This window comes from Solimonas aquatica, from assembly GCF_900111015.1.
In the GTDB taxonomy this organism is placed as follows: Bacteria; Pseudomonadota; Gammaproteobacteria; order Nevskiales; family Nevskiaceae; genus Solimonas; species Solimonas aquatica.
On the sequence record NZ_FOFS01000008.1, the window covers coordinates 52,936 to 64,827 of the forward strand.

The following is an 11,892-nucleotide window of genomic DNA, read 5'->3' on the forward strand; positions in this document are numbered from 1 at the left end:
GCAGGATGAATGACGTCGAAGCCTTGAGCCGCATCCGCATCGTCCTGGTCAACACCCAGCATCCGGGCAATATCGGTTCCACCGCGCGGGCCATGCTGACCATGGGGCTCAGCGAGCTGGTGCTGGTTTCGCCTCAGCGTTTTCCCCATCCGCAGGCGCGCATGACGGCAGCGCACGCCATCGAGGTGGTGGAGAAGGCGCGCGTGGTGGATTCCTTGAGCGAAGCGCTGGCCGGTTGCGCCTGGGTGCTGGCCAGCTCGGCGCGGCCCCGGCATCTGGGCGATGCGCCGCTCACACCCTGGGACGCCGCGACGCGTGCGGTGCAGACCGCCGCTTCGGCGCCGGTGGCACTGGTGTTCGGCTGCGAGCGCACCGGGCTGACCAACGAGGAGCTGGATCTCTGCCATGCGGTCACGCAGGTGCCCACCAATCCCGGCTACAGCTCGCTGAACCTGTCGCAGGCCGTGCAGGTGCTCAGCTACGAGCTGCGCAAGGCCGCGCTGCCGGAGTTCAGGCCGGTGGCCGCCAAGCAGGATCATCCCTGGTATGCGCCGCCCGGCGTCGAGGACATGGAGCGCTTCTACGGGCATCTGGAGCGCATCCTGATGTCCACCGGCTTTCTCGATCCGGCCAACCCGCGCCTGCTGATGCGCCGCCTGCGGCAGTTCTTCAACCGCGCGAGCCCGGATCGCAATGAGCTCAACATCCTGCGCGGCGTGCTGAAGTCCATCGAGCAGCCCAAGGGCCGGCGCGTCCCCCTGCCCGGAGACGGCGGCGAGGCTTGAGCAAAAGCCCTGCCTGTCGAATCAGGACCGAATCGGTCTAAAATTAGAACCCCTTGCCTCGGAACGCTTGCGCAGCCGCAAAGCCCTTTAGGAAAACATGTTCGCCCGCATCCGCGAAGACATCGCCAGCGTTTTTGACCGTGACCCCGCCGCTCGCAATACCTGGGAAGTGCTGACCTGCTATCCCGGCCTGCATGCGCTGTGGGGACACCGGGTCAGTCACTGGCTGTGGACGCATGGTTGCAAATGGCTGGCGCGCTTCAATTCCAATCTCGCGCGCTGGCTCACCGGCGTGGAGATTCATCCCGGTGCGAGCATCGGCCGGCGCTTCTTCATCGACCACGGCATGGGTGTGGTGATCGGCGAGACGGCTGAAATCGGCGACGACGTCACGCTCTATCACGGCGTGACCCTGGGCGGCGTCAGCTGGAACAAGGGCAAGCGCCATCCCACCCTGGGCAATCGCGTGGTGGTGGGCGCGGGCGCCAAGATTCTCGGACCGTTCACGGTGGGCGAGGGCGCGCGCGTCGGCTCCAATTCCGTGGTGGTGCGCGAGGTGCCGCCGGGCGCGACCGTGGTGGGCATTCCCGCGCGCGTGGTGCAGGAGCGCGCCGAGCCTTCGCCGGCAGTGGCCGCGGTGGCCAAGCGCATGGGCTTTGATGCCTACGGCCTGTCGCGCGACATGCCCGATCCGGTGGCCAATGCCGTGTCGGTGATGTTCGATCACGTGCAGCGCCTGGACGAGCAGCTGGTGAAGATCTGCCGCCTGCTGCACGAGGTGGACTCGCGCATGCCGGAGCTGGAACTGTCCAAGCTGGAGCTGCCGGACTTCTGCGCCGATGCGCCGCCGGCCCTGGACTCGCTGGCCGGCAACGAACGGCCCAAGGTCTGAATGCCGGTCTATCTCGACCACAATGCCAGCACGCCCCTGGACGCGCGCGTGCTGGAGGCGATGCTGCCGTATCTCTCCGGCCCCTACGCCAACGCCTCCTCGCTGCATCGCTACGGTCGCGCCGCGCGCGATGGCGTGGAGCAGGCGCGTGCGCAGCTGGCGGCGCTGATCGGCTGCCAGCCGCAGGAAATCATCTGGACCTCCGGCGGCACCGAGGCCAACAACCTCGCGCTCAAGGGCGTGACCGAGCTGGCCACGCCCAGCCGCGTGCTCTACGGCGCCACCGAGCACCCTTCGGTGATGGAAGCCGCCGAGTCCCTGCACGCGCGTGGCTGGGGCGTGGAGGCCATCGCCGTGGATGCGCAGGGCCTGCTCGACTGGCCGCGCTTCGAAGCGCAGCTGCAGCGCGCGCCGCTGCGTCTGGTTTCGCTGATGCGCGCCAACAATGAAACCGGCGTGATTCAGGACATCGAGCGCGCTGCGGCGCTGGTGCACGCGCAGCAGGCCTGGCTGCATGTCGATGCGGTGCAGACCGCCGGCAAGCTGCCGCTGGACTTCGCCAACCTGGGCGCGGATCTGCTCAGCGTCTCCAGCCACAAGATTTACGGCCCCAAGGGCGTCGGCGCGCTGGTGGTGAATGCGCAGGTGGAGCTGAGCCCGCTGCTGCATGGCGGCGCGCAGGAGCGCGGCCTGCGCGGCGGCACCGAGAACGTGGCGGCCATCGTCGGCTTCGGCGCGGCGGCGCAGCTGGCAGGCGAGGCGCTTGCCGGGCGCAGCGCCAGGCTGCTGGCCTTGCGCGGGCAGCTGGAGGCCGGCTTGCGTGAGCTGCCCGGCGTGACGATCTTTGCCGAGCACAGCGCGCGACTGCCCAACACCTTGCAGTTCGCGCTGGACGGTTACGACGGCGAGGCGCTGCTGATGCAGCTGGATCGCAAGGGCTTTGCGGTGTCCAGCGGCTCGGCCTGCGCCAGCGGCAAGGGCGAGCCCAGCCATGTGCTGCTGGCCATGGGCTTCGCGCGCGAGCTGGCCAAGGGCGCGATCCGCGTCAGCCTGGGCAAGGACAACCAGCCCGAAGAGGTCTCGCGTTTCATCGAGGCGCTGCGCAGCTTCAAGCCCCGGGCCGGAGCGCCGCCTTGATTTACCTGGACTACGCCGCGACCACGCCGCTGGACCCGCAGGTGCGGGCGGCGATGCTGCCCTGGCTGGAAACCGACGCCGGCTTCGGCAATCCGGCCTCGGATCACGCCCTGGGCCGGCGCGCGCGCAAGGCGGTGGAAGCCGCGCGCGCGCAGGTGGCGGCGCTGCTCGGCGCCAGCGCCGAGGAAATCATCTGGACCTCGGGCGCCACGGAATCCAACAACCTCGCCATCAAGGGCGCGCTGGAGTTTCGCGGTCGCGCCAATGCGCATGTGATCAGCTCGCGCATCGAACACAAATCCGTGCTCGACACCCTGCGCTATCTGGAAACCCAGGGTTTGCGCGTGACGTATCTGACGCCCGCCGCCAGCGGCGTGATCGAGCCCGAGCAGGTGCGCGCGGCGCTGCGTCCCGACACCGCGCTGGTCTCGCTGATGTGGGTCAACAACGAAACCGGCGCCATCAATCCGGTGCTGGAACTGGCGAGCGAGCTGCGCGCGCGCGGCGTGCTGGTGCATATCGACGCGGTGCAGGCGGCCGGCAAGATCGCCGTGGACCTCGCGCAGCTGCCGGCTGATCTGCTGAGCGTCTCCGCGCACAAGCTCTACGGCCCCAAGGGCATCGGCGCGCTGTTCGTGCGCAAGCGGCCGCGCGCGCGCCTGAGCCCGCAGATTCACGGCGGCGGTCACGAACAGGGCATGCGCTCCGGCACCCTGGCCACGCACCAGATCGTCGGCTTCGGCGCGGCCTGTGCGCTGGCCGCCGCGCAGCTGGGCGAGGAGGGCGACCGCATCCGCGCGCTGCGTGAGCGTCTGCAGCGGCAGCTGCAGAGCGCGCTGCCCGAGGTGCTGCTCAATGCGCCCGCAGCTGCGGATGCACGCGCGCCGGGCATACTCAATCTGAGCTTCACCGGCGTGGAAGGCGAGTCGCTGCGCGCGATGCTGCCGGAACTGATGGTGTCCAGCGGCTCGGCCTGTTCCTCGGCCACGCGCGAGCCTTCCTACGTGCTGCGCGCACTGGGGCGCAGCGACGAGCTGGCCGGCGCTTCCCTGCGTCTGTCGCTGGGGCGTTACACCACGGCGGGGCAGGTCGACGCGGCCGCGACGCAGATCATCGCCGCCGTGCAGTTCCTGCGCGAACTTTCGCCGCAGGGCAGCGGCGCAGGCACGGCGGAACCGCTGCTCAAGGACAATGTGTACGAGTATCCCGCGCCGGCCTGGCAGCGCTTCGCACATCTGAAGCACGACGGGCGCCTGCCCGAGGACGCCGAGGTGCTGACGGCGGAAGCCGACAGCGCCGCCGCGCGCTCGCTGCTGCGCCTGCAGCTGCGCGTGCACGGGCGGCAGGTGCGCGAGACCCGATTCCAGGCCTACGGCTGTCCGATTGCGATTGCGGTAGGTGAGTATCTGGCCGAGCGCCTGGAGGCCGATGGCCTGGATGCGCTGGGCGCCATCAGCGCCGCCGTGCTGCGCGACGCGCTTGAAATCAGCGAAGACAAGGCCCATTGTGCCCTCATGGGTGAAGATGTCCTTCGCGCCCTGTTGCAGAAAACCGGTGGCAAGACATGAGCATCCAATTGACGGCCAACGCGGCCCAGCGTATCCAGCAGCAGATCCAGAAGCGTGGCAGCGGTTTCGGCCTGCGCGTCGGCGTGCGCAAATCGGGTTGTTCGGGCTATGCCTACACCATGGACTATGCCGATGCCGTGGAGGCCGACGAACAGGTCTTCGAGCAGCACGGGGCCAAGGTGGTGGTGCGCAGCGAGCACCTGCCGATGCTCGACGGCCTGACCCTGGATTTCCAGAAGCAGGGGCTCAACGAGGCCTTCAAGTTCCTGAACCCGAATGTGAAGGGGCAGTGCGGCTGCGGCGAGAGTTTCACGGTTTAGCCTCGCGGCGTTGCCGGTCGCACATCCGCCGCGGACGCCCGCCAGGCGTCACGGCGCAGTGGCAGGCTGTTCACGGACGGCGGCAAGCGCCATTTTTGCATTGCCCCCGCTGCCCGGCGGCGTCTATAATTCTTTGATTTTGCGAAGAACCTGAAGGGGCCGCAGCGGCCCTTTTGTCATTTCCCTTTGAGTTTTAAGGAGTTTGTACCGTGGCGGTTGAACGTACCCTGTCGATTCTCAAGCCGGATGCTGTGGGTAAGAACACGATTGGCAAGATTCTGGATCGTTTCGAGAGCGCTGGCCTGAAGATCGTGGCTTCGCGCATGACCCATCTGACCCAGGCCGAGGCCGAGGGTTTTTACGCGGTTCACAAGGAACGCCCCTTCTTCGGTGAGCTGGTGCGCTTCATGATCTCCGGCCCGGTGCTGATCTCGGTGCTGGAAGGCGAGAACGCCGTGGCCCTGCATCGCGACATCATGGGCGCCACCGATCCCAAGAAGGCTGCGCCGGGCACCGTGCGCGCCGACTTCGCGCAGTCCATCGACGAAAACGCCGTGCACGGCTCGGACAGCCTGGAGAATGCGAAGAACGAAATCGCGTACTTCTTCCGCGCCACCGAAGTCTTCGCCCGCACGCGCTGAGCGTACCTGAGGAGTTGAGGCGTGAGGCAGGAGGCACAGCAAGAGACTCTGCAGCGCGAGGGGCAGCCGCCCCTCACGCCTCAGGCCTCACGCCTCACGAACCTGTTCGGCCTCGATCGCGAGCAGCTGCGCGAGCGCTTCGCGGAGATGGGCGAGAAGCCCTACCGCGCCGATCAGGTGATGCAGTGGATTTACCGGCGCACGCGCAATTCCTTCGACGAGATGAGCAATATTTCGAAGGATCTGCGCACGCGCATGGCGCAGCACTTCGAGATTCGCACGCCGGAGCTGGTCACCGAGCAGGTTTCCCAGGACGGCACGCGCAAGTGGGTGCTGCGGCTGGACGGCGGCAATGCCATCGAAACCGTCTACATTCCCGAAGAGGGGCGCGCCACGCTGTGCATCTCCTCGCAGGTGGGCTGCGCGATGGACTGCGCGTTCTGCTCCACCGCGCAGCAGGGCCTGAACCGCAATATGACGACGGCGGAGATCATCGCCCAGGTCTGGTTTGCGGCGCGCACCCTGGGCGGTGATTTCCAGAACGAACGCGTGATCTCCAACATCGTGTTCATGGGAATGGGGGAGCCGCTGGCCAATTACAACGCGGTGCTGCCGGCGATCCGCATCCTGCTCGATGACTTCGGCTTCGGGCTGTCCAAGCGTCGCGTCACCGTGTCCACCTCGGGCCTGGTGCCGTTCATGGATCGCCTGCGCGAGGACGTGGATACGGCGCTGGCGGTGTCGCTGCACGCGCCCAACGATGCGCTGCGCAATGAGCTGGTGCCGATCAACCGCAAGTATCCGCTGGCCGAGCTGATGGCGGCCTGCCGGCGTTACACGGTGGAGAAGGACCGCAAGGCCCACATCGTCTACGAGTACGTGATGCTCGACGGCATCAACGACCAGCCCGAACACGCCCGCGAGCTGGTCAAGCTGCTGGGCGGCCTGCCGGCCAAGGTCAATCTGATTCCCTTCAATCCCTTTCCGCAGACGCAGTACCGGCGCTCGAAGCCGGAGGCGATTGCGGCTTTCGCCAAGATTCTGCGCGACCGCAAGATCATCGCCACCACGCGCAAGACGCGCGGCGACGATATCGACGCCGCCTGCGGCCAGCTGGTCGGCAAGGTGCAGTCCAGGCAGAAGAACCGCCTGCGCGGCATCGCCATCGTCGGCGACTAGCCCACGCTGCGGCATCCACTTTTTCCGATCCGTTCTCATGACCATGGAAGCGCCCCGCGTCTCTACTCCGGAACCGAACCCGCCGCCCGCGCCGGTGACCACGGCCAGTCCCGGCAGCCTGATCCGTGCGGCGCGCGAATCCTCGGGCCTGTCGCTGGACGATCTGGCCTCGATGATCAAGCTGGCCCGCAGCACGCTGGAGGCGCTGGAGCGCGATGATTTCCAGGCGCTGCTGGAGCCCGTCTATGTGCGCGGCTATTACCGCAAGTGCGCCAAGGTGCTGGGGCTTGATGAAAAAGCGTTGCTCGATGGCTATGCGCAGCGCGTGACGCACAAGTCGCCGCTGCCGCCGAGCAAGCTGCGCCTGGCTTCCGGTGGCGATCTGGGCTCCACCAACCGTCTGCCGGTGCCCACGGCGGTGCTGGTGGCGGTGCTGGCCATTCTCGCCTGTGCGCTGCTCTGGTTCCTGCGCGGCGCAGGCAGTCCGGCGGCGCACAACAGCGCGACCAGCAGTGTGCCGAGCAATGTGGTGACCACGCCGATGGCTGGCGAGAGCGGCGCAACCAATGCGGAGCCGCAGCAGCAGGCGCCTGCCGTCGAGACGCCGACGGCGCCTGGCGCCGACGCGGCTGCCGTCACGGCGCCGGAAGCCAGCGCGCCCGCCACGGCGCCGGAAATCAGCCCCAGCGTTGCGCCGACACCGGCACCGGCGGCCCAGGCCGCGAGCACGCCGCCGGCCGATGAGCAGGCGGTGGTCGGCGAGGGCGCGGCGCTGTTCAAGTTCAAGAAGAGCAGCTGGCTGCGGATCAAGGATGCCGACGGCCGGCTGGTGGTGCGGGCGGAGTTTCCCGCCGGTTCGCAGCGCCGCTACGGCGGCAAGCAGCCGCTGGACGTGTTCATCGGTGCAGCGGCGGACGTCACGCTGGAGTACGAAGGCAAGGCCATCGATCTGGCGCCGTACACGCGCGAGAACAAGACCGCCTGGCTGGTACTGCCGCTGAAGCCGCAGCAATAGGCGCGCGCAGGACGTTCCGGTCATGGCCATGAGCAGTCACCATCAGATCCAGCGACGCATCTCGCGGCAGATCCGTGTCGGCCGCGTCGCGGTCGGCGGTGGCGCGCCGATCTCGGTGCAGACCATGACCAATACCAACACCGAGGACGTGGCCGCGACGGTCGCGCAGGTGCAGGCGGCGGTCAAGGCCGGTGCCGATATCGTGCGCATCTCGGTGCCCACGCTGGCCGCCGCCAAGGCTTTTCGCGAGATCAAGCAGCAGGTCGGCGCAGTGCCGCTGGTGGCCGACATCCACTTCAACTACCGCTGCGGACTGGCCGCCGCCGAAGCCGGTGCCGATTGCCTGCGCATCAATCCGGGCAATATCGGCAATGACCAGAAAGTCTCCGAAGTGGTGGCCTGCGCGCGCCACCACGGCATTCCGATCCGCATCGGCGTCAACGCCGGTTCCCTGGAAGCCGATCTGCAGGAGAAATACGGCGAACCCAATGCCGATGCCCTGGTGGAATCGGCGCTGCGCCATGTCGAGATTCTCAAGCGCCACAACTTCGAGGACTTCAAGGTTTCGCTCAAGGCCAGCGAAATCTTCCTCACCGTGTTCGCCTACCAGAAGCTGGCCAGGCTCATTGACCAGCCCCTGCATCTGGGCATCACCGAGGCCGGCGGCCTGCGCTCCGGCGCGGTGAAGAGTTCCATCGGTCTGGGCATGCTGCTCGCCGAAGGCATCGGCGACACCATCCGTGTTTCGCTGGCCGCCGATCCGGTGGAAGAAGTGAAAGTGGGCTGGGATATCCTGAAGTCCCTGCACCTGCGCTCGCGCGGCATCAATATGGTGGCCTGCCCGTCCTGCTCGCGGCAGAACTTCGACGTGATCAAGGCCGTGGCCGAACTCGAAGCGCGCCTGGAAGATCTGGACGAGCCTCTGGATCTGGCGGTGATCGGCTGCGTGGTCAACGGCCCCGGCGAAGCGCGCGAAGCCGCCATCGGCGTGGCCGGCGGCTATCCCAATTCCATCTACATCGACGGCAAGATCCAGCACAAGGCCCACAACCACGAACTGGTGGACGTGCTGGAAAAGCTGGTGCGCGAAAAGATCGCCCTGCGTCTGGCGCAGCGCGCTTCCGACGACTCACCCCTCACGCCTCACGCCTCACGCTAAAGCATGGCCAACCTGTTCCAGTCCGTCCGTGGCTTCAACGATGTGCTGCCCGCAAACAGCTCTGCCTGGCAGCAGTTGCAGCGCACGGCCGAACAAGTGTTCGCAGCCTACGGCTACGGTGAAATCCGTCTGCCGATGCTCGAACACACCGCGCTGTTCAAGCGCTCCATCGGCGAGGTCACCGACATCGTCGAGAAGGAGATGTTCACCTTCACCGACCGCGAAGGCGACTCCCTGAGCCTGCGTCCGGAAGGCACCGCCTCCTGCGTGCGAGCCGGCCTGGAGCACGGCCTGCTGCACAACCAGCAGCAGCGGCTCTGGTACGCCGGCCCCATGTTCCGCCACGAGCGGCCGCAGGCCGGACGCTATCGCCAGTTTCATCAGCTGGGTGTCGAGGCCTACGGCATGGCCGGGCCCGATATCGATGTGGAAGTCATCGCCCTGTCCGCGCGCCTGCTCAAGCGTCTGGGCCTGCGCGAGCTCAGGCTGGAGCTGAACTCCCTGGGCAGCGCCGCCGTGCGCGCGCAGTACCGCGCGGCGCTGATCGAATTCCTGCAGCGGCACGAGTCTTCGCTGGACGCCGACTCGCAGCGCCGCCTGCACAGCAATCCGCTGCGCGTGCTGGACAGCAAGTCGCCGCAGACCCAGGCGCTGCTGGCCGAGGCCCCCTTGCTGAGAGACTGCTTCGGCGATGCCGAGCGCGCGCACTTCGAAGGCTTGCAGCAAGGTCTGGCCGATCTGGGCATCGAAGCCTGCGTCAACCCGCGCCTGGTGCGCGGCCTGGACTACTACACCAGCACGGTCTTCGAATGGACCACCACGGCGCTGGGCGCGCAGGGCACGGTGCTGGCGGGCGGCCGCTACGACGGCCTGGTCGAGCAGCTGGGTGGCAGCGCCACGCCGGCTGTGGGCTGGGCCTGCGGCGTTGAACGCCTGCTGCTGCTGCAACAGGCGCAGAACGTGCCGGTGCCCGGCGGCGAGGCGCAGGTTTATTGCTGCTGGCTGGGCGAGGCGGCGCAGCGCTCGGCCAGCCAGCTGGTGGAGCGTCTGCGCGACGCGCTGCCGCAGCTGCGCATCGTGCTGCACGCCGGCGGCGGCAAGCTGGCCGCGCAGCTCAAGCGCGCCGACCGCAGCGGCGCGCAGCTGGCGCTGATCCTCGGCGACGCCGAGGTGGCGGCGCAGAGCGTTCAAGTAAAATCGCTGCGCGCCAGCGAAGCCACACAAGAAATCCTGCCCTGGTCGGAACTGGACCAGCGCTTGGCCGGTCTCTAAAACCTGCCTCTTCAAGACACCATAAAACGGGACTGTTCGTGACCACGCATTACGACGACGAAGCACAAGCCGACCAGCTCAAGAAGTGGCTCAAGGAAAACTACCTGGCCCTGGCTGCCGGTCTGGCCGTGGGCCTGAGCGCCGTGTTTGGCTACCAGGGCTGGCAGAACCACAAGAGCCAGCGCGGCGCCGCCGCCTCCCAGGTCTACGAGGACCTGAAGAAGGAGCTGGCCGCCGAGCACGCCGACCTGGCCAAGCCGCTGCTGGACAAGCTCAGCGGCGAATACGCCGACACGCCCTATGCCGCCGCCGCGCAGCTGCAGGCGGCTGCCGCCTCGGTGCGCGCCAGTCAGTTCGACGAGGCGCTGACGCATCTGAAGTGGGTCAGCGAGCACAGCAAGGACGAAGGGCTCAAGCAGGTGGCGCAGCTGCGCCAGGCCCGCGTGCTCTGGCAGCAGAACAAGATCGACGAGGCCCTGGTGCTGCTCAAGGACGACAAGGGCGCGTTCGCGGCCCTGGTGCAGGAACTGCGCGGCGACATCCTGGTGGCCAAGGGTGACCGCGCAGCGGCGCGCAGCGATTATGAAAAGGCGCTGGCCGCCACGCCTGAGGGGCAGCCCAATCGCATGCTGCTGCAGCGCAAGCTGGATGATCTGAGCGGCGCGGTGCAGTCATGAGCCCGCGTCTGATGCGCACGGCGACGCTGCTCGCCGTAGTGGCGCTGGCGCTGGGCGCCTGCTCGAAGAAGAACGTCCGCAAGCCGGCGGCGCTCAAGGACATCGATCATCCCGAAATTCAGCTGCAGGACGTCTGGTCGTCCTCGGCCGGCAGTGGCGGCGGCGGTTATTACGGCGAGCTGCGCCTGGCGCTGGCGCCGGATGCGCTGTTCACGGCCGATGGCAAGGGCCGCATCTACGCCTTCGATCCCAAGACCGGCAGCCGCATCTGGCGCGCCGACACCAGGGAAGAGCTGGTGGCGGGTCCCGGCGTTGCCGGCGATGCGGTGTTCGCCGGCAGCCGCAAGGGCGATGTGGTGGCGGTCAAGCGTGCCGATGGCGGCAAGCTCTGGCAGGCGCATCTGAGCAGCGAAGTGCTGGCCGCGCCGGAAGGCGATGGCAGCCGCGTCTTTGCGCGCGGCGGCGACGGCAAGGTTTACGCGCTGTCGGCCGACACCGGCGCGCCGCTGTGGTCGGTGGATCGCTCGGTGCCCAATCTCACTCTGCGCGGCCTGTCGCCGCCCAGCGTCGATGGCAATGAGCTGTACGTGGGCCTGGACAACGGCCGCGCAATGGCGCTGCGCAGCAGCGATGGCCAGGTGCTCTGGGAGCAGACGGTGTCGGCGCCGGTGGGCCGCAACGAGCTGGAGCGCCTCACCGACATCGATGCGCCGCTGCTGCAGGAAGGCGGCGATGTGTTCGTGGCCAGCTTCGGTGGCGATCTGGTGTGTCTGGACAAGGACACCGGCCAGGTGCTGTGGCGCCGCTCGGTGCGCAGCTATACCGGCCTGACGCTGGCCGGCTCGACGCTGGTGGTGACGGACGACAACGGCACGGTCTGGGGTCTGGATTCCAGCACGGGCAGTGCGCTCTGGCACAACGAGGATCTGAAGTACCGGCAGCTGTCGGCGCCGGCGGTGTTCGAGGGCAAGGTGGTGGTGGGTGATTACAAGGGCTATCTGCACTGGCTCGACGCCAAGGACGGCCATCTGATCGCCCGCAACCGCGTGGACCACGATCCGATCCGGCGCGCGCCGGTGGCGGGTGATGGTCTGCTCTATGTGCTGTCTACCGATGGCGACATCACTGCGGTGAAGATCCGCAAGTAAGCATAGTAGGGCGGGTTAGGCGCGAAGCGCCGTAACCCGCCTGGGCTTTGCTGTTATTTGTTTTGTTTGGCTCCTTGATCTATTGCCTTCTTCCGCCAC

Annotated in this window: 12 protein-coding genes and 1 pseudogene; all 13 read left to right on the top strand. The window is 67.4% G+C overall.

Annotation, left to right across the window (positions count from 1 at the left end; all coding sequences use genetic code 11):
- Positions 1–5: 5 nt before the first annotated feature.
- A complete protein-coding gene (locus BMY12_RS10815; RefSeq protein WP_093285800.1) occupies positions 6–785 on the top strand; it encodes an RNA methyltransferase in 780 nt (259 codons plus the stop codon).
- Between the two features lie 97 nt (positions 786–882).
- The gene (cysE, locus tag BMY12_RS10820) at positions 883–1,677 is read left to right on the top strand and encodes a serine O-acetyltransferase (RefSeq protein WP_093285803.1); all 795 of its coding nucleotides are present in this window, start codon (positions 883–885) and stop codon (positions 1,675–1,677) included.
- Positions 1,678–2,814, top strand: a complete 1,137-nt coding sequence (locus tag BMY12_RS10825) for a cysteine desulfurase family protein (RefSeq protein WP_093285805.1) — start codon at positions 1,678–1,680, stop codon at positions 2,812–2,814.
- A pseudogene (locus BMY12_RS10830) lies at positions 2,811–3,962 on the top strand (cysteine desulfurase family protein); the annotation flags it as partial. The gene BMY12_RS10825 and the pseudogene BMY12_RS10830, both read left to right, overlap by 4 nt.
- A 123-nt stretch (positions 3,963–4,085) precedes the next feature.
- Positions 4,086–4,382, top strand: coding sequence for an iron-sulfur cluster assembly scaffold protein (locus BMY12_RS20845; protein ID WP_436278862.1), 297 nt, complete (start codon positions 4,086–4,088; stop codon positions 4,380–4,382).
- Positions 4,379–4,702 carry a HesB/IscA family protein gene (locus BMY12_RS10835; RefSeq protein WP_093285808.1) on the top strand — a complete coding sequence of 108 codons (324 nt, stop codon included), beginning with the start codon at positions 4,379–4,381 and terminating at the stop codon, positions 4,700–4,702. The genes BMY12_RS20845 and BMY12_RS10835 overlap by 4 nt, the downstream gene beginning before the upstream one ends.
- 209 nt (positions 4,703–4,911) lie before the next feature.
- On the top strand, positions 4,912–5,343 hold the full coding sequence (gene ndk / locus BMY12_RS10840; RefSeq protein ID WP_093285811.1) for a nucleoside-diphosphate kinase: 432 nt from the start codon (positions 4,912–4,914) through the stop codon (positions 5,341–5,343).
- Positions 5,344–5,391: 48 nt separating this feature from the next.
- A complete protein-coding gene (gene rlmN, locus BMY12_RS10845) occupies positions 5,392–6,522 on the top strand; it encodes a dual-specificity RNA methyltransferase RlmN (RefSeq protein ID WP_218140168.1) in 1,131 nt (376 codons plus the stop codon).
- Positions 6,523–6,559: 37 nt separating this feature from the next.
- Positions 6,560–7,537 (top strand): RodZ domain-containing protein, encoded by a 978-nt coding sequence (locus BMY12_RS10850; RefSeq protein WP_093285813.1) that lies wholly within the window; start codon positions 6,560–6,562, stop codon positions 7,535–7,537.
- Between the two features lie 28 nt (positions 7,538–7,565).
- Complete coding sequence (ispG, locus tag BMY12_RS10855; protein WP_093286237.1) at positions 7,566–8,696, top strand: flavodoxin-dependent (E)-4-hydroxy-3-methylbut-2-enyl-diphosphate synthase; 1,131 nt, start codon at positions 7,566–7,568, stop codon at positions 8,694–8,696.
- A gap of 3 nt (positions 8,697–8,699) precedes the next feature.
- The gene (gene hisS, locus BMY12_RS10860) at positions 8,700–9,968 is read left to right on the top strand and encodes a histidine--tRNA ligase (RefSeq protein ID WP_093285816.1); all 1,269 of its coding nucleotides are present in this window, start codon (positions 8,700–8,702) and stop codon (positions 9,966–9,968) included.
- Between the two features lie 38 nt (positions 9,969–10,006).
- Positions 10,007–10,645 carry a YfgM family protein gene (locus tag BMY12_RS10865; RefSeq protein ID WP_093285819.1) on the top strand — a complete coding sequence of 213 codons (639 nt, stop codon included), beginning with the start codon at positions 10,007–10,009 and terminating at the stop codon, positions 10,643–10,645.
- Complete coding sequence (gene bamB / locus BMY12_RS10870) at positions 10,642–11,793, top strand: outer membrane protein assembly factor BamB (RefSeq protein WP_093285821.1); 1,152 nt, start codon at positions 10,642–10,644, stop codon at positions 11,791–11,793. Before BMY12_RS10865 ends, bamB begins: the two co-directional genes overlap by 4 nt.
- The last annotated feature ends 99 nt before the right edge of the window (positions 11,794–11,892 follow it).